17 protein-coding genes are annotated in these 22,450 nt (G+C 74.2%); 13 read left to right on the forward strand and 4 right to left on the reverse strand.

Annotation, left to right across the window (positions count from 1 at the left end):
* Positions 1 to 251: 251 nt before the first annotated feature.
* The 12 genes from ACQPZ4_RS08500 (at position 252) to ACQPZ4_RS08555 (ending at position 18,115) form a co-directional block, all read left to right on the forward strand.
* Positions 252 to 1,817, forward strand: a complete 1,566-nt coding sequence (locus ACQPZ4_RS08500) for a hypothetical protein (protein WP_433057643.1) — start codon at positions 252 to 254, stop codon at positions 1,815 to 1,817.
* Between the two features lie 57 nt (positions 1,818 to 1,874).
* A complete protein-coding gene (locus ACQPZ4_RS08505; RefSeq protein ID WP_433057645.1) occupies positions 1,875 to 3,128 on the forward strand; it encodes an ABC transporter substrate-binding protein in 1,254 nt (417 codons plus the stop codon).
* Positions 3,129 to 3,203: 75 nt separating this feature from the next.
* Complete coding sequence (dxs, locus tag ACQPZ4_RS08510; protein ID WP_433057647.1) at positions 3,204 to 5,165, forward strand: 1-deoxy-D-xylulose-5-phosphate synthase; 1,962 nt, start codon at positions 3,204 to 3,206, stop codon at positions 5,163 to 5,165.
* A 976-nt stretch (positions 5,166 to 6,141) separates the two neighbouring features.
* Entirely contained in the window at positions 6,142 to 7,533 is a 1,392-nt protein-coding gene (locus tag ACQPZ4_RS08515; RefSeq protein WP_433057649.1) for a PQQ-binding-like beta-propeller repeat protein, read from the forward strand.
* The gene (locus ACQPZ4_RS08520; protein ID WP_433057651.1) at positions 7,530 to 8,849 is read left to right on the forward strand and encodes a PQQ-binding-like beta-propeller repeat protein; all 1,320 of its coding nucleotides are present in this window, start codon (positions 7,530 to 7,532) and stop codon (positions 8,847 to 8,849) included. Before ACQPZ4_RS08515 ends, ACQPZ4_RS08520 begins: the two co-directional genes overlap by 4 nt.
* Positions 8,846 to 10,132, forward strand: a complete 1,287-nt coding sequence (locus tag ACQPZ4_RS08525; RefSeq protein WP_433057653.1) for a PQQ-binding-like beta-propeller repeat protein — start codon at positions 8,846 to 8,848, stop codon at positions 10,130 to 10,132. Before ACQPZ4_RS08520 ends, ACQPZ4_RS08525 begins: the two co-directional genes overlap by 4 nt.
* Before the next feature lie 117 nt (positions 10,133 to 10,249).
* Positions 10,250 to 11,509 carry a hypothetical protein gene (locus tag ACQPZ4_RS08530; protein WP_433057655.1) on the forward strand — a complete coding sequence of 420 codons (1,260 nt, stop codon included), beginning with the start codon at positions 10,250 to 10,252 and terminating at the stop codon, positions 11,507 to 11,509.
* A 24-nt stretch (positions 11,510 to 11,533) separates the two neighbouring features.
* Complete coding sequence (locus ACQPZ4_RS08535) at positions 11,534 to 12,913, forward strand: PQQ-binding-like beta-propeller repeat protein (protein ID WP_433057657.1); 1,380 nt, start codon at positions 11,534 to 11,536, stop codon at positions 12,911 to 12,913.
* An 82-nt stretch (positions 12,914 to 12,995) separates the two neighbouring features.
* The gene (locus ACQPZ4_RS08540) at positions 12,996 to 13,661 is read left to right on the forward strand and encodes a response regulator transcription factor (protein ID WP_433057659.1); all 666 of its coding nucleotides are present in this window, start codon (positions 12,996 to 12,998) and stop codon (positions 13,659 to 13,661) included.
* Positions 13,658 to 14,863 carry a sensor histidine kinase gene (locus ACQPZ4_RS08545; RefSeq protein WP_433057660.1) on the forward strand — a complete coding sequence of 402 codons (1,206 nt, stop codon included), beginning with the start codon at positions 13,658 to 13,660 and terminating at the stop codon, positions 14,861 to 14,863. Before ACQPZ4_RS08540 ends, ACQPZ4_RS08545 begins: the two co-directional genes overlap by 4 nt.
* Before the next feature lie 94 nt (positions 14,864 to 14,957).
* The gene (locus tag ACQPZ4_RS08550) at positions 14,958 to 16,727 is read left to right on the forward strand and encodes a diguanylate cyclase domain-containing protein (RefSeq protein WP_433057662.1); all 1,770 of its coding nucleotides are present in this window, start codon (positions 14,958 to 14,960) and stop codon (positions 16,725 to 16,727) included.
* A 410-nt stretch (positions 16,728 to 17,137) separates the two neighbouring features.
* Positions 17,138 to 18,115, forward strand: a complete 978-nt coding sequence (locus ACQPZ4_RS08555; protein WP_433057664.1) for a hypothetical protein — start codon at positions 17,138 to 17,140, stop codon at positions 18,113 to 18,115.
* On the opposite strand, the gene ACQPZ4_RS08560 is transcribed toward ACQPZ4_RS08555, so the two are convergent.
* Positions 18,112 to 18,696: a TetR/AcrR family transcriptional regulator gene (locus ACQPZ4_RS08560; protein WP_433057666.1), complete on the reverse strand. Its 585-nt coding sequence runs from the start codon at positions 18,694 to 18,696 to the stop codon at positions 18,112 to 18,114. The genes ACQPZ4_RS08555 and ACQPZ4_RS08560 overlap by 4 nt on opposite strands.
* 45 nt (positions 18,697 to 18,741) lie before the next feature.
* Between ACQPZ4_RS08560 and ACQPZ4_RS08565 the strand changes: the two genes are divergently transcribed.
* Positions 18,742 to 19,710 (forward strand): hypothetical protein, encoded by a 969-nt coding sequence (locus ACQPZ4_RS08565; protein ID WP_433057668.1) that lies wholly within the window; start codon positions 18,742 to 18,744, stop codon positions 19,708 to 19,710.
* Here ACQPZ4_RS08565 and ACQPZ4_RS08570 read toward each other — a convergent pair.
* From ACQPZ4_RS08570 to ACQPZ4_RS08580, 3 genes are read right to left on the reverse strand one after another with little or no spacing between them, the layout of a single operon-like run.
* Positions 19,683 to 20,552, reverse strand: coding sequence for an asparaginase domain-containing protein (locus tag ACQPZ4_RS08570; RefSeq protein WP_433057670.1), 870 nt, complete (start codon positions 20,550 to 20,552; stop codon positions 19,683 to 19,685). The genes ACQPZ4_RS08565 and ACQPZ4_RS08570 overlap by 28 nt on opposite strands.
* A complete protein-coding gene (locus tag ACQPZ4_RS08575) occupies positions 20,549 to 21,199 on the reverse strand; it encodes a Clp protease N-terminal domain-containing protein (protein WP_433057672.1) in 651 nt (216 codons plus the stop codon). Before ACQPZ4_RS08575 ends, ACQPZ4_RS08570 begins: the two co-directional genes overlap by 4 nt.
* Before the next feature lie 36 nt (positions 21,200 to 21,235).
* Positions 21,236 to 22,360, reverse strand: a complete 1,125-nt coding sequence (locus ACQPZ4_RS08580) for a peptidoglycan DD-metalloendopeptidase family protein (RefSeq protein ID WP_433057674.1) — start codon at positions 22,358 to 22,360, stop codon at positions 21,236 to 21,238.
* Positions 22,361 to 22,450: the final 90 nt, after the last annotated feature.

Consider the following 22,450-nt stretch of genomic DNA (forward strand, 5'->3'; position numbering starts at 1 on the left):
GAGCCGGCACTCCGGCCGGCGTGGTCCGCCGCGGCGGCCGAGCGTTCGCTACGCCCGGCGCGGCGGCCGGACGTTCGCCACGCCCGGCGCGCGGTCGCGGCGGTGACGGCGGGTGGGTGCGGGCCGGGCAGTGGCAACGCCGCGCCCGCCCGAGCAAGCGCGCGGGCGCGAGGGGGCGGGCAGCGGAACTGGCGGGCGGGCCCTATCTTCTGTGTCGTGCGGCAGCGCGCGGATCGCGATACGGAGGCGAAATGACCCACCCCCCGACCACACCGGGACCCGACGAGCCGGCGGGCCACCCGCTGCGCCCGGCCGCGCCGGGTGGGAACGAGGACAGCCAGGCGCCCACGTCCGGCGCGTCGCCGCAGGAGCCCTCGCCCTACGCGCGGCCGGCCGCTGAGCAGGGCTCGGGCGCGTCGCCGTTCGATCCGCAGGCGCCGTACGACCCGTACTCGCCGTTCGCACAGCCGCAGCAGTTCGACGTGCAGCCACCCGCCGGCCCGGCGGCGGGCGGGGCTTCGCAGCCGCCCGTGGACCCGGCCTCGGGCGGGGCTCCGCGGCCGCCCGCCGACCCGACGGCGAGCGGGGCGCAGCCGCCCGGGTATCCGGCGTCCGGTGGGGCGCAGCCGCCCGTCGATCCGGCGTCCGGTTCGCCGGCGTACCCGGCCTCGGGCGCGTCGCCGTGGGACCCGGCGTCGACGTACCGCGAGCAGTCGACCTACGGGGCCCAGTCCGGCTTCGGGGCCGCCCAGCCGCCCGGTGGGCAGCCGCCGGTGCCGCAGTACCCGCCGGGTGCGTCGTACGACCCGTCGCAGGCGTACGTGGTGTACCAGGCGGCGCCCGGGTACCAGGGGATCCCCAGCGGCGGCTACGGCATCCCGGCCGCGGGGCAGCAGGCCGGGTTCGACCCGATGATCAGCCCGGACTACGCCGGCTGGTGGCAGCGCAGCATCGCGATCTTCAAGGGCGCCTGGAAGCAGCTGGCGATCCTGCAGTTCATCGGGTTCCTGCTCACGCTGGTCGTGGTGATCCCGGAGGGGATCTGGTTCCTGACCGCGTTCACCGACGTGCTCAGCACCGCGGGGCCCGAGAACGAGCCCTCGCTCACCCCGCTGATCGCGCCGCTCGCGCTGCTGTTCGTCGGGGCGGTGCTGGCCGGGATGGTCGGGTCGCTGATCACGGTGGCCGGCAACCAGATCGCGGTGACCGTGGCGACCGGGCAGCGGCCGCGGCTCGGGCCGGCGTTCGCGGTGGCCATGCGGCGGTTCCTGCCGCTGTGGGGCTGGCAGATCCTGGCCGCGCTGATCATGGTCGTCGGGCTGTGCCTGTGCGTGCTGCCGGGCATCTACCTGTACGCCGTGTTCATCATCCTCCCCGCCGTGGTCACCTTCGAGCGGGGCGGCTCGGCGATCTCGCGCTGCTTCCAGCTGGTGCACAAGGACTTCGGCAGCGCGATCGCCCGCATCGCGACGATCGTCGGGCTGGGGGTGCTGGTCGGCGTCATCACGTACTTCATCGGGCAGATCATCGAGGTGGCGATCAGCGGCGTCCAGCAGGCCACCTTCGACCCGGCGGCGGACTCGGCGAACCGGGTGGTGCTCAGCTCGACCGTGATCGCGTCGGTCGTGGTCAGCCGGCTCGTCACGTCGCTGCTGGAGGCGGCGATGAAGCTGTTCACCGACGTGCTCACGGTGACCGCGTACGCCGACATGCGCGCCCGCAACGAGCCGCTCTCCACCGCCCAGCTGGCCGCCGAGATCGGCGTGGAGCCGGCCCAGGGCTCGGAGTGGATGGCGCCGCCGACCGCGCACGCGTAGCCAGGGTTTTGCCCGTACCACCCCAATGGTCCCAATTGCCGGTCAATACTGACAGGCATGGGAGTGAGCCGGCGGGGCCTGCTCGCCGCCGGGCTGGCGGCGCTGGCCCTGCCCGGCTGCGGGGACGGGGAGCAGACCCGGACCGATCCCGATCGCAAGGTCGAGGTCTTCTCCTGGTGGGCCGGGCCGGGGGAGAAGGAGGGCCTGGAGGCGCTGGTCGCCGACTTCAGCCGCAACAACCCCGGCGTCGAGTTCGGCAACGCGGCGGTGGCGGGCGGTGCCGGTACCGTGGCCAAATCCATCCTGGCCACCCGCCTGCAGAACGACGACCCGCCCGACTCCTACCAGGCCCACGCCGGGCTGGAGCTGGCCGCGGACATCGAGGCCGGCTACGTCGAGGACGTGCGCGACCTCTACCAGGAGCAGGGGTGGCTGGACAAGCTGCCCACGGGACTGGTGCAGGCCATCACGGTCGACGGGGCGATCTACTGCGTTCCCGTCAACATCCACCGGTCCAACCTCATGTGGTACAACCCGAAAATCCTGGCGGGAATGCAGCTCACGCCGCCCGTGAGCTGGGCCGACTTCCTGAGTCAGGCGGACGTGATCGCCGGGCGGGGGCTGACGCCGCTGTCGATCGGGCCGGCCTGGACCCAGAAGCACCTGCTCGAGAACGTGCTGCTCGGGCAGCTGGGCGCGCAGACCTACGCGGAGCTGTGGACCGGCGGCACCAACTGGGAAGGTCCGGCGGTGCTGGCGGCGCTCAGGCTGTACACCGGCGTGCTGGCTCGTTCTGATCTTGCGGCGCCGGCCTGGGACTGGCAGCCGGCGCTGGACAAGGTGGTGGCGGGCACCGCGGCGTACAACGTGATGGGCGATTGGGCCGACGCCTACCTGCGCACCAAGGGCCTGACGTTCACGGAGGGTTACGGCGTGGTCGCGAGTCCCGGCTCGGACCGCGTCTACAACTTCCTGTCGGACTCCTTCACGCTGCCCAGGGGCGCACCCCACCCCGGCGCGGCCCGCAAGTGGCTGGTCGAGTGCGGATCGGTGGGCGGGCAGGACGCCTTCAACCCGCAAAAGGGTTCGGTACCCGCACGCACCGACACCGACCGGTCGAAGTACACGGGCTACCTGGCGGCGGCGGTCGCCGAATGGGCCGACGACGGCACCCGCGTGGTCGGCTCCCTGACCCACGGGGTGGTCGCGAACACCGCCTGGAGCGCCGCGATCGACACCGCGCTGGCCGCGTTCGTGCAGGACAGGGACGCGGCGAAGTTCGCCCGCGCGGTGGCTGTGTCGCGCACGTGACGTGGATGTGTGGAACCTGTCAAGATTCGATCGGCCAAGGTGCGCTGCTGCGCGCCCGCACTAGACTCGGCGGGCATGAGCACAGAAGAGAACGAGGCCGCGTCGTTGCTGAGCACGGTCCGGGCCCCGGGTGATCTTCGTAATCTGACCGCCGAGCAGCTCGACGTGCTCGCCGCGGAGATTCGCGACTTCCTCATCGCGAAGGTCTCGCGCACCGGCGGTCATTTGGGTCCGAACCTCGGGGTCGTCGAGCTGACGCTCGCGCTGCACCGCGTCTTCGACTCGCCGAAGGACCGCATCCTGTTCGACACGGGCCACCAGGCCTACGTCCACAAGATCGTCACCGGCCGCCAGGACGGCTTCGATCTGCTGCGCCGCCGCGGCGGGCTCACGGGCTACCCGAGCCAGGCCGAGAGCGAGCACGACATCATCGAGAACTCGCACGCCTCCACCGCGCTCTCCTACGCCGACGGCCTCTCCAAGGCCTTCGCGCTGCGCGGCGAGCCCCGCCACGTGGTCGCGGTCGTCGGCGACGGCGCCCTCACCGGCGGCATGTGCTGGGAGGCCCTGAACAACATCGCGGCGGCCAAGAACCCCCTGGTCATCGTGGTCAACGACAACGGCCGCTCCTACTCGCCGACGATCGGCGGGCTGGCCGACCACCTGTCCAACCTGCGCCTCAACCCCGGCTACGAGAAGGTCCTCGACCTGGTCAAGGACTCCCTGGGCCGCACCCCGCTGGTCGGCGCGCCGCTCTACGAGGTGCTGCACGCGGTCAAGAAGGGCATCAAGGACGCCGTCGCGCCGCAGGCCATGTTCGAGGACCTGGGCATCAAGTACGTCGGCCCGGTCGACGGCCACGACCGCGCGGCCGTCGAGTCCGCCCTGCGCAAGGCCAAGAACTTCGGCGAGCCGGTGATCGTGCACGCGGTGACCCGCAAGGGCTTCGGCTACCGCCCGGCCCTGGAGGACGAGGCCGACTGCCTGCACGGCCCCGGCGCCTTCGACATCGAGACCGGCAAGCTGCTCGCCCCCGCCTCGGTGAAGTGGACCGGCGTCTTCGCCGACGAACTGGTCGAGATCGCCGACGAGCGCGCCGACATCGTGGGCATCACCGCCGCCATGGCCGAGCCGACCGGCATCGCCAAGCTCATGGCCAAGTACCCCGAGCGCGCCTACGACGTCGGCATCGCCGAGCAGCACGCGATCACCTCCGCGGCCGGCCTCGCGATCGGCGGCCTGCACCCGGTCGTCGCCGTCTACGCCACGTTCCTCAACCGCGCCTTCGACCAGGTCCTGCTCGACGTGGCCATGCACCGCCTCCCGGTCACGATCGTCCTCGACCGCGCGGGCATCACCGGCCCCGACGGCCCCTCGCACTACGGCATCTGGGACATGTCGGTGTTCGGCGTCGTACCGGGCCTGCGCCTGGCCGCCCCGCGCGACGCCCAGACGGTCCGTGAGGAGCTCCGCGAGGCCGTCGGCATCGAGGACGGCCCGACGATCCTCCGCTTCCCCACCGGCTCCGTCCCGGCCGACCTCCCGGCCCTGCGCCGCGTGGGCGGCGTGGACGGCTTCGGCGGCGTGGACGTGCTCGCCGAGCACGAGCGCAAGGACGTCCTCCTGGTCAGCGTGGGCGCCTTCGCCCACATGGCCGTCGACGTGGCCGGCCGCCTGGCCGAGCAGGGCTACGGCGTGACGGTCGTCGACCCGCGCTGGGTCCGCCCGGTCCCGGTCGAGCTGGTCGCACTGGCCCGTGACCACCGCCTGGTGGTCACGCTGGAGGACGGCGTCCGCACCGGCGGCGTGGGCGACGCGATCGCGAAGACCCTCCGCGACGCGGACGTCTGGGTCCCGCTGCGCGACCTGGGCGTGGCGCAGGGCTTCCACCCCCACGGCACCCGCAACGAAATCCTGGCCGACCTGGGCCTGACGGCGCAGGACGTGGCCCGCCAGGTAACCGAGTGGGTGTCGAGGATCGAGGAGCCCCTCCCCGTCACCCCGCCGGCGACCCGGGCACGAGCCCCCCGCCGCTAAAAACAAACGAAAAACCCCTGACCACGGGCATTTCGCTCGTGGCCAGGGGTTTTTGTGCCGCTAGCAAACTCCCTCTCGCTTCTTTCCAAATTCTCCTCCTGGACCACCGAACGTCGACCACCGCGAATCCGGCTCCCTCATGTACGGTCTGGACCACCGAACGGTGACCAAAGTTGGTACCGGGACCACGCTAATACATTCCGGTCGCCCTGGCGGCCGGGGACCATCGGCCGAGGGCACATATGTGGTGACCATCGGGCGGGTGGAAAAACCCCGCGCCGGACCGATGGGCACCGCAGCAGTGCACTCGGCCGATGGTTCGGCCCGCCTGTCGGCGGCCCACAGGGTTAAGTGGGCGCGGTTCGACGCTGCTTACGGGGAGGTGGGCCAGGCCGTTGGGGACCGCCGGGTTCGTCGTGGTCGACGATCGGTGGTACAACTCAGGAATTTGCTTCATATGGAATTGTCTGGGGTTTGTGCGGGCTTGGTGGGACAATTGTTTTGTGGGGCAGATGTCGTTGTTCGGTCGGGCGGAATTGGCTTCTATGCGGGATACGACTCGGCGGCGGAATTACTCGCCGGTCAATGAAGAATTCCGGCGCGAGCACAAGCGGCATCGGGATTGGGGGCTTGCTCGGCGGCATGCTGAGAAGTTGCGGCTGTTGGCGTTGGAGCGTGAGGCCGCCAAAGCCGAGCCTGAGCCCGAGCCGGTCGCGGTCGAGCCCGAGCCGGTCGAGCCCGAGCCGGTCGCGGTCGAGCCCGAGCCGGTCGAGCCCGAGCCGGTCGCGGTCGAGCCCGAGCCGGTCGAGCCCGAGCCGGTCGCGGTCGAGCCCGAGCCGGTCGAGCCCGAGCCGGTCGCGGTCGAGCCTGAGCCTGTCGCCGCCGAGCCTGCTCCGGGTCCGGAAGAGCCGGCGGTTGAGCGGTGCAACCCGGGCGGGGGGCGTGGGACTCTCTTCTTGCGACGAGAGGACGTCCGTTGCCCGACGCGATCATTGAGCTCGATGTCAGTGTGCCCTGGGAGCCGCCTGAGGGGCCCGGGCCCGGTGGTGCGCGGCGGCGGGGGGCCGGGCAGCGGATCGTGTTCGTCGCGGTGGTGCTGGTGGGGGTGTTGCTGGCGGGGGGCTCGGACCGGCGGCCGGGGCTCGAGCCGCTGTGGACCGCGGAGTTTCAGGTGCTGGCCATCGATGCGGCCGGCGGGCGGCTCATCGTGCATCGGTATCAGCGGGCCGGGGCCGATCCCGTCACCGAGGCGCTCGATGCTCGGACGGGGGCCATGTTGTGGCGGCGGCCCGGGTTGGCCAATGAGTCGTATGGCGCGCTCACCGACCGGGTGGCGGTCGTGCAGCTGGAGCAGTCGGATGAGCACGGGCGGTACACGGGGAGGGTTGTTGCTCGTGATGCGCGCAATGGGGAGGAGCTCTGGCAGCGGGAGCTCGTGACGTTTGCCGGGCTGGCCGGGGACCTCGTCGTGGTGAGCGAGCATGCCTGGCCGGACGAGGTGGATGAGTTCGACGACTCCTACGGGAGCCCGGAGGACCCGGGCGTGGCGCTGCCGCCGCGGGGGCATCATGAGCGGTACCTGGGGCTGGATCAGGTGTCCGGGGCCGTGAAGTGGAGCGTGGAGCTGGCGCCGGGGACGTTGCCGGGGTTCGGGATGGGGGAGTATCCGAATCTCAGCGGGTTCAGTGAGCTCGGCGCGGACGGGGTGCTGCGGGTGCGGGACCTGCGGACGGGGGCGGTCAGCGGGCAGTACCAGCTGGCATTTGGGGGCGTGTTGTCGCGGCATTCGCCTGGGTTGCCGGGGCAGGAGGTCGTGCTGGCGGCCGGGCGGGGTGGGTCGGAGGTGTTCGATCTGGCGTCGGGGCGGCGGTTGTGGCGGTGGACCGGGGACTCGGCGGCGTGGAACGTGCCGGTGCCGTGTCTGCGGGTGCATTACTGCGTGTACGGGGAGACCGGCACCGAGGTGCTCGATGCCGCTACCGGAGCCGTGGTGTGGCGGGCCCGGGGGTACTCGGCGGTGCTGGGGGACACCGGGGAGCGGCTGCTCATGTATCGGCAGATCGGCGACGACTACCAGCCCGACGACGTAGCGGCGTTCGCGGTCGGTGGGGCCGGCGCGGTGGCGTGGGAGCGGGCGGGGTGGTTCGTGGCGGGCGGGTACTACCAGGCGGTCGGGGCGCGCGGGATGTTCGTGTGGCGGCCGGTCAGCAACACCGACGCGATCGTGGGGCGGCTCGATCCTGACGACGGGACGGTGCACGTGTTCGGGCGGGCGCACGACTTCTACGGCACGGTGCAGTGCACGGCCACCGGTGACCGGGTCGCCTGCCTGGCGATCGGGGTCCTGTTCGTCTGGCCGCTGCGGTGAGCGTCATCGACCTCGGGGCGGCCGAGCCGTGGTCGCCGCCGGACGGGCCGCCGCGGGGGTCGCGGCGGGGGCGGGCGTGGCGGCGGGTGGCGGCGGTGGCGGTGGCCGTGCTCGCCGCGGGGCTGCTCGTCTCGGCGGGGGCGGCGGGGCTCGAGGCGCCGCTGTTCAGCCTGGAGGACCGGGTGCTCGACGCGCGGCTCGCGGGCGGGATGGTGTTCGTGACGCGGTACCAGGTGAACACGCTCGGGCAGTTCGAGGGGCGCAGCGTGACCGGGCAGGTGCTGTGGACGCGGCCGCGGGCCCGCGACACCGAGGACCTGCAGCTGCTGGCGGGCGGGGTGGTGGTGATCTCCTCCGTGTACGGCGACCTCGCCGCCCAGGACGGCGCGGTCACGGTCCTCGACGCCCGCACCGGGGCGGAGCTGTGGCGGCGGCCGGCGGTGGCGGCGTACGGGCGGGCGGGGGACCGGCTCGTGCTGCAGGACGTGCGAGGGTGGACGGAGCGGTGGGCCGGGTCCGGGCGCGAGCGCGAGAAGCACCTGCTCGGCGTGGACCTGCGCACGGGCGCGACGCGGTGGGAGAGGACGCTGCCCGGCCGGTCGCTGGTCTCGCTCGGCTACCGCGCGGGCACGGACGACATCGGCTCCATCGACGAGCTCACCGCCGACGGGAAGGTCGTGCGCCGCGATCCGGGCAGCGGGGCGGAGACGGCGCGGTGGCCGCTGGGCGTGCCCGCCGACGAAGTGAACTGGTTCGACGTGTACGGCGACCGCGCCGTCGTCAGCCGCATCGGTGTCGTCGGCGTCGAGGTGTACGACGGGGCCACCGGCCTGGTGCAGTGGCGCTACGGCGGGGTGGAGTTCGCGTCGGTGTACCCGTGCACCGCCGGGCACTGGTGCGCCGTGGACGGCGGCGGCATCCACGCGCTCGACGCGGCGAGCGGGCGGGAGGTGTGGGGGGTCGGGATGTACAACACGGTCTTCGGCGCCGACGACGACATCGTGGTCGCCGGTGGGCTCGGCACGTCCGCCTCGCCGTCGCACGAGACCGTGGTGTTCCCGATCGACGCGCGGACGGGGAAGGTCGGCCGGCGGCTCGACGGCTGGGTCGGCGCCTACGGGCGGGTCGGGCGGCGGCAGATCGTCGCGCACACCGACCCCGGGCAGTGGTACGGCGTCGTCGGGCTCTACGACCCGCGCACGGGTGGCGTGCAGGTGGTCGGCCGCGGGCAGATCGGGCCCACGCCGCGCTGCACGGCCGCGGACGGCGTCGTGCTGTGCAGCGGCAACGGGCTCAACGTGTGGCGGCTGCCGTGAGCGTGACCATCGACCTGGGCGAGGCGCAGCCGTGGATCCCGCCGGACGAGCCGCGGCCGCGCCGGCGGCGGTTCGGGGCGACGGGGCGGTGGGTTGCCGCGGCGCTGGTGGCCGTGCTGGCCGCCGCGGTGCCGCCCGCGCGCGCCGCGACCGCGCCGCCGGTGCTGTTCATCGAGGAGGCCGCGCAGTACGTCACGATCGGCGGCGGCCGGGTGCTCGTCGTGCGGTACACCGGCGAGGGGCCGCACCGGCTGGAGGCGTACTCGACCGCGGGGGCGCGGCTGTGGTCGGCCGACCTCGGCGACGGGGAGCAGCTCGTGCACGCCGACGCCGGCATCGTGCTGCTCGCCCGGCAGCTGGGCGACGCCTTCGACCTGGCGACCGTGTCCGCGCTCGACGCGCGGACGGGGACGCCGCGCTGGGAGCGCAGCGGCGTGCTGCTCGCCGGGCTGGCCGGGCCCCTGGTCGTGCTCGGCGACACCCACAACGACCTGGTGGCCGTCGACCCGCACGGGGTGGAGGTCTGGAAGCTGGACCTGCCGGCCGGGGACGTGCTGGCGCTGGAGTGGGGGGCCGGCGCGACGTACGAGCTGACCTCGCTGAGCGTCCTGGACCGCTCCGGGGAGCTGCGCGACCACGACCTCGCCACCGGCGCGGTGAACCACACCGACCACCTGGACCTGACCGGGCTCGACCCGACCTGGATCCAGGTGGGCGGGGACGGGCGGCAGCTCGCGATCCGCTCCGGGACGACCGCGGACTGGGTCTTCGACCGGGCGAGCGGGCGGCCGCTGTGGCAGGTCCCGGCGAACGAGCACGGGATCCTGCGCGACTGCGGGCCCGGGCGGTGGTGCCGCGCGGACGAGTCGGGCCTGACCGCGTACGACGCCCGTACCGGCGACGCGGCGTGGCGGGTCGACGAGCTCGGCCTGATCCTGGGGCGGGGGCCGGCCACGATGGCGCTGGGCGCGCTGAACTGGACCGGGGAGGCGCCGCCGATCGCGGCGGTCGTGGACGCGGCCACCGGCGCGGTGCGGGCCCGGATCGACGGCTGGCACCCGGCGGCCGCGCGGGGCGACCGGATCGTCGTGTGGCACCGCGCGGACGGCGAGCCGATCGCCACCGTCGGGCTGCTGAATCCGCGCACCGGCCGGATCGCGGTGCTGGGCAGCGGCGCGTTCTGGGGCGGCACGCCGTCGTGCTCGACCGAGGACGACCTGGTCGCCTGCACGATGGCCGGAGACCTGACCGTCTGGCGCGTACCGCCGGGGACGCCCGGCTAGCACAATGGGGGCGTGCCGCCGAGCACGTTGCCCTCCGCCGACGGCGTTGCCGCAGCCGCCGTCATTGACCTCGGTGACGCCGGGGCCCCGTGGGTCGCCGACGCCGACGGAGGGCCTGTGGGGCTGCCCCGGGGCTGGGGGCTGCTGCTGGCGCTCGGGCTGACGATGTCGCTGGTGTCGGCCGTGCCGCTGCCGCCCGCGCCCGCCGAGATCGTCCGCCAGCCGCTGCGCAACGGGGCGTTTCAGCTGGCCGGGGACGTGCTGCTGGTGCTGGAGAACGACCGGACGCCGACGCCCGTGGAGGCCTTCGACGCCGGTGACGGGCATTCGCGGTGGACGTACACGCCCGACGGGCTCACGACGCTGTCCTACGCCGCGTCCGCGCCCGGGGCGGGCGACGTGGTGGTGCTCTGGCCCGACCTGTGCCGCTCGGGCGTGACCGGCACGACGGTGGCGGTCGACCGGCGCACCGGGCGGGAGGTCTGGCACGCGCCGGGCGTTCCCGTCCGTACCGCACCGGGCGTGCCCGGGACCGTCGTGCTGCGCAGCCTGTGGTCCGACGGGTGCGGCGCCCTGGCCGCGAACGCGCCGATCGGCGGCGGGCTGCGCTGGCAGGCCCTCGGGCCCGGCGGGGAGCCGCGCTGGGAGCTGCCCGTCGACGCCGGCACCCGGGTCGCGGTCGACTCGGCCGAGGCCGGGGCGAGCTGGGCGGCGCTGGCCGACCGGCACGGCGCGCTCGGGGTGGCCGACTTCGTGACCGGGCGGCGCGAGACCGCGGGGGACCTCGTGGCCGCGTCCGGGGACATCGTGGCGGCCGCCGGGGACCTGCTGATCGTCGCCGCGGCCGGGGCCGGGTCGCCGCGCGGGGTGACGACGCTGACCGCGTACCGGCGCGGGGCGTGGTCCGCGCCGCTGTGGCGGACCGACGTGCCGACGGTGCCCGCGTCCGGGCGCTCCGACCGGTTCACGGTCCGGGCCTGCGGGGCGATGCTGTGCGCGACCGGGCAGCTGACGTTCGTGCTCGACCCGGCGACCGGGGTGGTGCGCTGGGCCGTCGGCGGATACGCGCAGCTCGCGGCGGTCCCCGGCGGGCTGCTGACCGAGCCGGGGGCGAGCATCGTGCACCTCTACGACCCCGCGACCGGGGCCGAGGCGCCCCGGCTCGACGGCTGGCAGCGCCTCGGGGCCGACGACGACCGCCTGCTGCTCGGGGCGCCGGACGGCGAGGAGGCGACCCTGCTGGGCTTCCGCCAGGGGGATCGGGTGCTGCCCATCGGTACCGTCGACGCCCGCATCATCGCCTGCGAGCTGGACGGCGCCCGGGTGGCCTGCTCGACCGCCGACGGCGACGTGGTGCTGTTTCGATTGGCGACCTAGCGGATGAGCGGGGACGCTGGAGGTGTGGGCGAACTGATCGATCTCGGTGAATCGCATGGCATGGTCGACGGGGAGGAACTGCTGGAGTGGCCGCCACCGCGCGGGGCGGGGCGGCGGCAGTGGCCGATCGTGCTGATGCTGACCCTGGTGGTGCTCTTCGCGACCGGCTCGCGGCCCGGGACCGGGATCGAGGAGGCCGGCACCCTCGCCGAGCACGCCTCCGCCATGGTCGCCGACCGCGGCCTCGTCTACGCCATGCGCGACGAGCCGGCGCTCACCGCCTTCGACTGGACCACCGGCAAGCCCCGCTGGACCCGCTCCCTCGCGGGCGACGGCGGCGGGCAGGCGTATCTGACCGCGGACCGGGCGTACGTGCGGCACCGGCCCTGCACCGCCACCGTCGGCTGGAGCCTGGAGCGGCTCGACCCGGCCACCGGCAAGCAGCTGTGGTCGCGCGCGGGCGCGCCGATCGCGGTCGTCGCCGGGCCCGCCGGGGCCGCGCCCGGGCTGCTCACCGTGGACGACCGGACCGCCTCCTGCCCGCCGGTGGTGCCGGCGCGCGGCGCCGCGCCGTCGCCGGTACACCTGGGCGGGCTGGACGCGGAGACGGGGGAGATCCGGTGGTCGTTCGACCTGCCCGGCGGGGCCCGCGTCGTCGCGCCGGACGTGCCCGGCAGCAGCTGGTTCGCCGCCTGGTACCCGGGCGGGCGGGCCGAGATCCGCAGCGCCGCCACCGGGGCCATCACCGCGGCGGCCGACGTGCCGGAGCTCGCCGACACCCCGCCCACCAGCGTGCGGATCGTCGGCGGCCTGCTCGTGATCGTCCAGGTGCGGGGCGACGGGGCGCTGATCACGGCGTACCGCAGCGACACCCTGCGGTACCAGTGGCACATGCTCTTCTCCTCCTCGGACCAGGCGCCGATCGCCGAGATGGCCTACGGCCCCGTGGTGGTCGCCTGCGGCCCGATGATCTGCGTGCCGAACTGGCGCGACATCGCCGTGCTGGACCCGGAGACGGGCGCGGAGGCGTGGCGGCGGCCGCTGCAGCTGGACGCGGCCGGGCCCGGGGTGCTCGTGGGCCGCGACCGCGACGACTTCACCCGGGTGCGGGTCGTGGACTGGCAGACCGGCCAGGACCGCGCCGACCTGGCGGGCTGGGCCGTGGTCCCGACGGCCAGCGACGGCACGGACGACGACGACATCGGCTTCGCCCCGGCCGGCTCCCAGCTGGTGCAGCGGCCCGAGGACGACGGCTCCCGGATCGCCCGCATCGACCTGCGCACCGGCACCATCACGCCGCTCGGCCTGGTCAGCCCGATCCCGTCGCGCTGCTCGATGCGCCACCACCGGCTGGCCTGCATCGCGGGCGGCGACTCGGTCCGGCTCTGGAGGTTGCCCGGGTAGCTACATTGGCACCCAGGGCTTTCACGGGGACTTCACGCCCCGTGAACCACACTGGCCCGGATCGGGTGGGGGTGCGAAGGGCGTGCGCGTGCTGGTGATCGAGGACGAGACGAATCTCGCCGACGCGATCGTCCGGGGGCTGCGGCGGCAGGGCATGGCGGTCGACGTCGCCTACGAGGGGACCAGCGGCCACGAGATGGCCATGGTCACCCGGTACGACGTCGTGGTCCTGGATCGCGACCTGCCCGGCGTGCACGGCGACGAGATCTGTGCCGACCTGGTCGCCTCGGGCGCGCTGACCCGGGTGCTGATGCTGACCGCCAGCGGCAGCGTCGCCGACCGGGTCGAGGGGCTGCAGATCGGGGCCGACGACTACCTGCCCAAGCCGTTCGCCTTCGACGAGCTGGTGGCCAGGGTGCAGGCGCTGGGCCGGCGGGCCACCCCGGCCGCGCCGCCGGTGCTCACCATCGGCGACCTGATCCTCGACCAGGCCAAGCGGGTCGCGACCCGGGCCGGGCAGCCGCTGGACCTGACCCGCAAGGAGTTCGGGCTGCTGGAGGAGCTGCTCAAGGCCCGCGGCGCGGTGGTCTCCAGCGAGGAGCTGCTCGAACGGGTCTGGGACGCCAACGCCGACCCGTTCACCACGACGGTGCGGGTGACGATGATGACGCTGCGCAAGAAGCTCGGCGAGCCCGCGCTCATCGAGACCGTGGTCGGCGCCGGCTACCGGACCAGGCCCCCGCAATGACCATCTACGACGCCCGCCGCACCGCCGTCTTCCGCCCGACCCTGCGGCTGCGGCTCACCCTGCTCAACGGCATCCTGCTCGTCGGGGCCGGGCTGGTGCTCGTGGTGCTGGCCTACCTGCTCGTCGACGGCGCCCTCAAGCCCGCCGACCAGCTGCAGCCCGGCACCCGGGTGGTGCTCGCCGACGGCAGCGAGGTCGACGCGCGCACCTGGCAGACCGACCTCGTCGACGCGGCCGAGTGGGAGCTGCTGACCCGGGGCAGCCTGGCGCTGCTGCTCATCGGCGCGGTCGGGGTGGCCGGGGCCTACGTGGTGGCCGGCCGCTCGCTGCGGCCGCTGCAGCGGGTCACCTCCACCGCCCAGCGGCTCTCCGGCGAGTCGATGGACGCCCGGATCAACTACGACGGGGCCGACGACGAGGTCGCGGAGCTCGCGAAGACCTTCGACGCCATGCTCGACCGAATAGCCGCGGCCTTCGAGACCCAGAAGCGCTTCGTGGCCAACGCCTCCCACGAGCTGCGCACGCCGCTGGCGGTGATGCGCACCGAGGTCGACGTGACCCTGGACGACCCGGAGGCCGACGTCGAGGAGTTCCGGCGGATGGGCAGCGTCGTGCGCGACGCCTCGACGCGGGCCAACGCGCTGGTCGAGTCGCTGCTGCTGCTCGCGCGCACGGAGGCGCAGGCCGGCCGGCGGCTGGGCCGCAAGGTGAGCACCGACCTGGCCACCGGGGTCACGGTCGCGCTGTCGGCGATGAGCCACGAGGTCAAGCGGATCAAGCTCGACGTCAGCACCGACCTGGCGCCGGCCAACGTCGTCGGCGACCCGGGGCTGCTCGAACGCCTGGCGGGCAATCTCATCGAGAACGCGGTGCGGTACAACCATCTCGGCGGCCGGATCTGGGTGCGCACCGGCACCGACGAGACCCTGGCCTGGCTCGTGGTCGGCAACACCGGCTTCGAGGTCGAGCCGGCCGACCTGCCCGCGCTGTTCGAGCCGTTCCGCCGCGGCGGGCGGGAGCGCACCGGGGCCCGCGGCACCGGGCTGGGCCTGTCGATCGTGCGGGCCATCTGCGAGGCGCACGGCGGCGGGGTCTCCGCGGCCGCCCTCGACGGCGGCGGCCTCGAGGTCACCGTCTCCCTGCCGGCCGCCGCGGTCACGCCGGTGCTGAGCGGCACGGCGGCGGTCCGCCCGGCCGCCTGAGGTGTGACGCAAGGCACTTCTGCTCAGAATCGCCCCGCGCGGCGCCGATCGGTCTTATGTTTCCCGCCGGCCATCGTGACCGGCGTGTCGGGCGATGGGGGCGGGTCGGATGCGGCTGCGCAGCTGGCTGGTGGTCGGCGTCAGCATCGCGCTGCTGCTCGCCATCGGTGCCGTCGGCATCTCGGTGAACCGCTCCGCGCTGCGGGCGGCCGAGACCGTGCACCGCGCCGACTCCCTGGCCCTGGTCACCAACAACGGCGGCCTGGCCGAGCAGGTGCTGATGGTCGCGGTCAAGGAGCTCAACGACTTCGTGACCAGCCACCCGCTGTCGATGACGGCCGGGGACGCGGGCGACGTGGCGGCGCTGCAGGAGTACCAGAAGAAGTCCGCGAACTTCACCTACGGCCTGGTGATGACCGACCTGACCGGGAACCTGCTCAGCGCGACCGGGCCGGCGGGCATGTTCCCCGACCCGCAGTCCGCGGCGTTCAAGCCGCTGATCTCCGACCTCGCGCTCGGCAAGCCCGGCTTCTCGTCGATCATGACGGTGGGCAGCACGCTGATCCAGGCCGCGGCCCTGCCCATCGTGGTCGGCAGCCAACCCGAGGCCATCGTGTACGGGTTCATCCCGCTCACCAAGAGCCAGCTGCAGGAGTACATCGTCAAACTGCAGGACGACTCGCACGTCTCGATGCTGGTGGACGCCTCCGGGATGGTCGGCGCGTCCAGCGATCCGGGGCTGCTCGGCACGCACGTCGACCCGGCGATCGCGGCCAAGGTCGCCACGACGGAGTCACAGTTCGTCACCTACACCGACAACGGCCACGCGATGATCGCGGCGCTGCACGGCGGGCTGCCCGGCGGCTGGGCCTACGTGCGCACGCAGTCCGAGGCGACCTTCGACGGCCCGGTGCGCAACCGCAGCCTGACGATCAACCTGGCGCTGCTGACGATGCTGCTGGTCGGGGTGGCCGGGCTGGCGATTCTGGGGTACCGCTCGCAGCTGGTCCGCCGCCGCGCCGAGGAGCGCTTCTCGGCGCTGGTCGAGCACGCCCCGGACGTGGTGACCGTGCTCGACGACCGGGGGAACGTGGTGTACGCGAGCCCGAGCGGGCAGCGCATCCTCGGCGTGACCCGGGTCGGCACCCCGGTGTTCGAGAGCATCCACCCGGAGGAGCGCGACCTCGTGCGGGAGCGCTTCGCCGCGCTGGTCGGCGAGCGGGGCGGGCTGGAGCGCATGCAGGTCCGGGTCCGCCAGGCCGACGGCGACCACCGCTGGTTCGACCTCACCGCCTCCAACCAGCTGCACAACCCGGCCCTGGACGGCATCGTGATCAACGCGCGGGACATCACCGACAGCCGCGAGATGCAGGACCGGCTGGCCCACGACGCCCACCACGACCCGCTGACCGGCCTGCCGAACCGGCGCCGGCTGCAGCAGCGGCTGGCCGACTCGCTGCGGGCCGAGCCGGTCGCGGTGCTCTTCGTCGACCTCGACGGGTTCAAGCCGGTCAACGACGAGCTCGGGCACGAGGCCGGCGACGAGCTGCTGCGCCAGGTGGGCGCGCGGCTGAGCGCGTGCCTGCGCCCGGTCGACGTGCTGGCCCGGGTCGGCGGCGACGAGTTCGTGCTGCTCCTGCCGGGGGTGGGCACGGCCGCGGAGACCACCGGGGTGATCGAGCGGCTGCGGGCGTGCGCGGACGCGCCGTTCGCCATCGACGGGCACGAGGTGCGCATCGGGGCGAGCATCGGGGTGCACCTGGCGGCGCCGGGCGAGCAGCCGGACGCCGTGCTGCGCACCGCCGACCAGGCGATGTACGCGGTCAAGCACCGCCCCGACCGGCCGGGCCGGCACCGCGCGTAGTGCTGCCGGGGCGGACGGTCAGCGTGATGCGGACGGCGCCGTGCTGCACGAGCTCGATCTTCAGTACCGGGACGCGTATGGGTGTCACCTGATCCCCTTCGGTGCCGGGCCCGCCGCCGCCCACCTGTCTACCCGCTCCCGTCCCGCGTGCGCACCGTAGTCGGAGAAGTCGGGCGAACCCGAGGCGTTCCATCACTCGGCGTAGAGTGGCTCGTTCCCTACCCTCGGTGGAACGGGCACGGAAGCGTTCCTCTCGCGAAGGTCGACATCACGGAGCGTCACGGCCACTTCGGTAGGTCAAGTAACCGACGGTCACGAACGCAAGGGGGTATGGGCGGTTTTTGCCCATACGGCGAAAATCCGGTTTCCGGCTATCCCCGGTGCCCACGCAACTCCTAGGTTCTCGGGACATGGCTGCCGTCAGCGACGACGTCGCGCCCGACGAGTGGGAGTGCCGCGTCTTCCTCGCCGTCGCCGAGCACCGCCAGCACACCAAGGCCGCCGAGGCGCTGTCCCCGACGCGGCCGATGCACCTGCGCGACAAGCCCTACGCGCGGCAGCTGGTCGGCAAGACCATCGCGCGGATCGAGCGCTGGTGCGGTGAGCCGCTGTTCGAGGGCAACCGCGGCCAGTTGCGGCTGACCGAGCGCGGGCGGGAGTTCGAGCGGGCGGCGCGCAGCGTGGTGGGCGAGTACGAGTTGATGCGCAAGCCGAACCCGGGCGACGGGCTGCCGCGGCTGGCCTGCCTGCCGCACCACGCCGCGTTCGTCGCGCCCGCGCAGGCCCGCCTCATCGAGCGCTTCGGCCGGCCCCGGGTGGCGGTCGACTACCTCGAGCCGCACCGGCACGCCGCGCCCGACCTGCACCGGCACGCCCTGCTCATCGGGGCGCCGCCGCCGCTTGGGAGCCGGTCGGTCCGCCTCTACACCGCGCGCCTGGAGGCGATGGTGCCGGCGGCGCACTTCCCGGGCGTGCGGCTGGCGTTGCCGGAGCTGCTGCGGCGGTACCGTGTGATCCCGCACCTCACCGGCGTCCCCGACGACCGCCGCGCGGCGTGGGGGCTGGACCGCCACCCCGGCGCCCAGGTGGGCCGGCCGGCCGGGGACACCGCCGCCGCCGTGCTGCGCCTGCGCCACGAGACCGCCGCGCGCTGGGACGGCCGCGTGCTCGTCGCCCCGTCGGACGTGGCGCTGCCGTTCAAGGCCGGGATGGAGTTCGGCGGGCGGTACGCGGACCGGTTCAAGTGGGTCCCGATCGTCGCCGACGCGCCGCTGACCTACGAGGTGCACCTGACCGTCCGCCCGGCCGGCCCGGACGAGGCGATCGACGCCGCGGTCGCCGCCGTCCAGACCGCCGCCCGCGCGCTCCCGCACCTCGGCGGAAGCTAGCGCCCCCGGCCGCGGACCAGGGGCAGGAAGACCTCGTCGACGATCTCGACCAGGACCTCGTCGGGGGCCGCGGGGACGCCGCGCATCGCGTACTCGGCGCGCAGCAGCATCATCGGCGTGCTCGCCACGCGCGGGTGCACGGCCCCGGGCGGCGCCTCGCCCCGGGCCGCGGCCCGCTCCAGCATGGCCAGCCAGGCGCGGTCCATGGTGTCCGCGCCCGAGCGCTCCCGCACGAGGGCGAGCAGTTCGGGCTCCTCGGCCGCGGCCGCGAGCAGGCCGCGCAGGATCGCGCCGTAGGGCGACGACCAGGTCTCGTTGGCCTTGCGCAGCATCTCCAGGGCGTCGCCGCGCAGGGTGCCGGTGTCCGGGGACGGCATCGCCGCGTCGGTGATCCGGCGGTACGCCGCGATGCCCAGCGCCGCCCGGTGCGGCCAGCGGCGGTAGATGGCGTTCTTGTTGGTCCCGGCGCGGGCGGCGACCCGGTCCATGGTCATGCCGGCGTACCCGGACTCGCGCAGCTCCGCGGCCGCGGCGTCCAGGATCGCCCGCTCGAGCTCCTCGCCCCGCCGTCGCGTGCTCATCGGCTGTAGGGTACTGCCCGTACCCTATTTCGCGGAGGAGCGGGCATGCGCGTGTTCGGCATGAACTACGACACCGGGTTCACCAGCGGCGGGTCGACCACGCACGAGCCGTTCGACCCCGAGGTGGTGCGGCGCGACCTGCGGGTCATCCGCGAGGAGCTGCACTGCGACGCGGTGCGGATCAGCGGCGGGGTGCAGGACCGGCTGGAACTGGCCGCCGGGCTCGCCGCCGAGGCCGGGCTCGAGGTCTGGTACTGCCCGTTCACCAACGGCCTCGATCGCGCCGGACTGCGCGCGTTCCTGCTCGACGGGGCGGAGCGGGCCGAGAAGCTGCGCGCGTCGGGGGCGGCCGTGGTGTACCTCACCGGCTCCGAGATCAGCCTGTTCACCGACGGCTTCGTGCCCGGCGGCAGGCCCGACTTCACCGATCTGGCGGCGCTGCGGGCGGCCATCCCCGCCGCGCAGGCGGCGGTGCGCGCGTTCTTCGCGGAGCTCGTGCCGGAGGTGCGGGCCCGGTTCGGCGGGCCGGTCGGCTACGCGTCGGTGCCGCTGGAGGCCGTGGACTGGGCGCCGTTCGACATCGTGGCGAGCGACGCCGGATACCGGGACGCCGCGAACGACCTGCGGGTGCCCGAGACACACGGCAAGCCCTACGCGGCGACCGAGTTCGGCTGCTGCACCTTCCGCGGCGCCGGTGCGGTGGCATCGGCGGTCGAGCCGGTGACGTACGGGCCGGACGGGCGCGCGGTCGCGCTCACCTCCGGCCTGGATCGCGACGAGGAGGGCCAGGCGAGGTACCTCCTGGACATGCTGCGCGACTTGGAGGCGGCCGGGGTGGAGGCGGTCTTCGTGTACACCTTCGCGAACCGGCACCTGCCCACCACCGGCGATCCGGCGCTCGACTTCGACCTGGCCGCGCGCGGGATCGTGCGGGTGCTGCCGGACGGGTCGTGGACGCCGAAGGCCGCCTTCCACGCCCTGGCCGGCTACGGCGCCGAGAGGGCCGCGAAGTAGGCCCGCGGATCGCCCCCGAGCGCGACCATCAGGGCGACGAACGCCTTGCTGGGCGGCAGGTCGGTGAGGATCGCGCCGACCTGGGCCGCGAGGCCGTCCGGGAGCCGCGGGGGGCCGGCCGTGCGGGCGCGGGAGGCGACGACGACGGGGATGCCGGCGGCGGTCAGGTCGGCGATGGCGCCGAGCACCGAGACGGGGACGTTGTGGGCGCCGGTGCCCTCCAGCACGATGCCGGTCGCCCCGGCGTCGGAGGCGGCGGTGAGGAGGTGGGCCTCGATTCCGGGGTACACCTTGATCAGCGCCACGTTCGTGTCCGGCTCGCCGGGCGGGGCCGGGTGGGGGCGCAGCGCCGCGCGGCCGCGCCCGAGCGGCTCGTGCGGGGCCGAGGTGAACGTGCCGGCGGTGTCCTGGTGGAGCCGGCGGGCGGCGTGCAGTTCGCCGGCGAGGCACGCGACCGCGCCCAGGCCGCGCAGGGCCGGGTCGGCGGCGGCGGCGAACGCGGCCGCGAGGTTGGCCGGGCCGTCGGAGGGGTGCGCGGCGGCGGTGTAGACGATGCTGCCCCGGGCCGCGGCCGCGCCGGCCATCAGGTCGGTGAGGTAGGCGGCCTCCTCCAGGGTGTCGGTGCCGTGCGTGACGACGACGCCCTGGAAGCCGTCCTCGCCCAGGGCCCTGCGGACCCGCCGCGCGGTCGCGGCCATGGCGCCCGGGGTGGTGTCGAAGCCGGGGGCGCCCTCGACGTCCTCGGCCTCGATGTCCAGCGGCCGGACGAGGTCCCGGCCCGTGGCGAAGGCGCCGTCCCGGTACGCGATGGTGTCCTTGGTGGCCAGGAGGAGCAGTCTCATTCGAGCCGGGACTCCAGCCGCTCGATGCGCTCCACCAGCGGCTTGAGGGCGGCCTCGATGGTGGGCGTCTGGGCCTGCAGGTGCACGTACCCGGCGAGGGCGGCCGACACCGCGCGGCGGGTCAGCTTCAGGTCGGCCCCCAGCGAGCGCAGCACCTGGCCGGCCGCGCCGTCGGGCTCGGCGATCAGGCCGAGCAGTAGGTGCTCGCAGCCGACGTAGTTGTGCCCGAGCGCCGTGGCCTCGCTGACCGCGAGTTCGAGCGCGGTGGTGGCCTCGGTCGCCTCCGGCTGCCTCGGCTGCGTGGCCAGCGCCTGGGTGACTCGCGCCGGGTCGATCTCGATGGCCCGCAGGACGTGCAGGGCCAGATTGGCGCCCTCGTCGACGATCGCGCCGAGGAGCTCAGCGGTCCCGGCCGGGCGGTCGTGCGCGCCCGCCAGCCGCAACACGGTCCGGGCGCGGGCGGTCAGGTGGGGCAGGCGGGCGGCGAGGGCGGCGTCGTCGAGGTCGCCGAGGACGGTCTCGCGGATCGCGGTGACCCGGCGTACCGCCTGCTCCAGGGCCCGCTGGCAGATCGCGGAGACCGGGATGCCGGCCGCCTTCACCGCCTCCGCGAGCTCGTCGGGCAGGTAGACGTTGATTTTCGGCACGCGAGCAAGCGTATACCCCCAGCGGGGTTACATGGTTCAGCCGATCGGGGCGCCGTGCGTGCGCATGAAGGGCAGCGGGTCGATCGCGTTGCCGGGCGAGGTCGGCGGGGCGTGGACGTGGACCTCGAAGTGCAGGTGCGGGGCGGAGGAGTTGCCCGAGCTGCCGACGTAGCCGATGACCTGGCCGGCCGCCACCTTCTGGCCGGGCTTGACGACGCCGCGGCGGACCATGTGGCAGTACAGCGTGGAGACGCCGCCGGCGTGCTGGATCTTGACGTACCAGCCGCAGCCGCCGACCGAGGCGCTGCCGGTCTGGTCGCAGCTGTGGCCGGCCTCGATGTTGCACACCACCTCGAGGACGGTCCCGGCCGCGGCGGCGTGGATCGGGGTGCCGACGAACGACATGATGTCGACGCCCACGTGGTTCGGGTTGGTCGGGGTGCGGAAGCCGGGGCGGGCCGAGAAGCCGGGCAGCGGGCTCACCCAGCGACCCGCCTCGACAACGGGCACAGGCTGGGGTTGTGCAGGGGCCGGGGCGGCGGCGGTGGCGGCGCAGGCCGGGGGCTCCGCGGTGCGCTTGACGTAGGCGTCCGAGACGTAGGCGCCGGAGTCGAGGCGGTCCCAGGCCGCCGTGGCGCGCACGGTGCCGGTGATCGGCTCGCCCTGGACCTGGCAGGCGATGTTCAGCGCGGTGCCGTTGGGCAGGCCGCTGTAGAGGAACGCGGCGCGGGCCGGGCCGCTGCGGGCCTTCAGCGGGATGGCGCCCGAGGCCACGGTGCCGGCGGTGGTCGCGCCCGCGGCCGCGGCGGCCGCCGTCGGGGCGGCGGTCTGCTGGGCCGGCGCGCACGCCGGGGCGGCCTGGCCGCGGCGGACCCAGGCGTCGCTGATGAAGGTGCCGTCGGTGAGCCGGTCCCACTGGTCGGTGACGCGGACCGGGCCCTGGTCGATCAGCTGGCCCTTGACCTGGCACTCGATCTGCACCGCGGCGCCGTTGGGCAGGGTGCGCAGGGAGCGGGTCCAGACCGCGGCGCCCTCGCGCACGTTCAGGGGGCGCTTGGGGGAGACGACGGTCGCGGCGGTCGCGGCCTGGGCGGCGGCGGGGGAGATCGCCACGGACGCGACCAGGACGCCTAGCGCGGCGCCGATCTTGAACAAGGACATGGTGCACCCCCGGGGTTTGAGATGGAGTCCTGCTCCGGCCGGGGGGACCGCGAACCCCGCCAACGCTAGGCGTTGACGGGGTCCGAAATG

Source organism: Dactylosporangium sp. CS-033363 (assembly GCF_050942475.1).
In the GTDB taxonomy this organism is placed as follows: domain Bacteria; phylum Actinomycetota; class Actinomycetes; order Mycobacteriales; family Micromonosporaceae; genus Dactylosporangium.

Coding starts and splice junctions, on each gene's coding strand:
- ACQPZ4_RS08500 (WP_433057643.1), top strand. CDS start 252: ATGACCCACCCCCCGACCACACCGGGACCCGACGAGCCGGCGGGCCAC.
- ACQPZ4_RS08505 (WP_433057645.1), top strand. CDS start 1,875: ATGGGAGTGAGCCGGCGGGGCCTGCTCGCCGCCGGGCTGGCGGCGCTG.
- dxs (WP_433057647.1), top strand. CDS start 3,204: ATGAGCACAGAAGAGAACGAGGCCGCGTCGTTGCTGAGCACGGTCCGG.
- ACQPZ4_RS08545 (WP_433057660.1), top strand. CDS start 13,658: ATGACCATCTACGACGCCCGCCGCACCGCCGTCTTCCGCCCGACCCTG.
- ACQPZ4_RS08550 (WP_433057662.1), top strand. CDS start 14,958: ATGGGGGCGGGTCGGATGCGGCTGCGCAGCTGGCTGGTGGTCGGCGTC.
- ACQPZ4_RS08555 (WP_433057664.1), top strand. CDS start 17,138: ATGGCTGCCGTCAGCGACGACGTCGCGCCCGACGAGTGGGAGTGCCGC.
- ACQPZ4_RS08560 (WP_433057666.1), bottom strand. CDS start 18,696: ATGAGCACGCGACGGCGGGGCGAGGAGCTCGAGCGGGCGATCCTGGAC.
- ACQPZ4_RS08565 (WP_433057668.1), top strand. CDS start 18,742: ATGCGCGTGTTCGGCATGAACTACGACACCGGGTTCACCAGCGGCGGG.
- ACQPZ4_RS08570 (WP_433057670.1), bottom strand. CDS start 20,552: ATGAGACTGCTCCTCCTGGCCACCAAGGACACCATCGCGTACCGGGAC.
- ACQPZ4_RS08580 (WP_433057674.1), bottom strand. CDS start 22,360: ATGTCCTTGTTCAAGATCGGCGCCGCGCTAGGCGTCCTGGTCGCGTCC.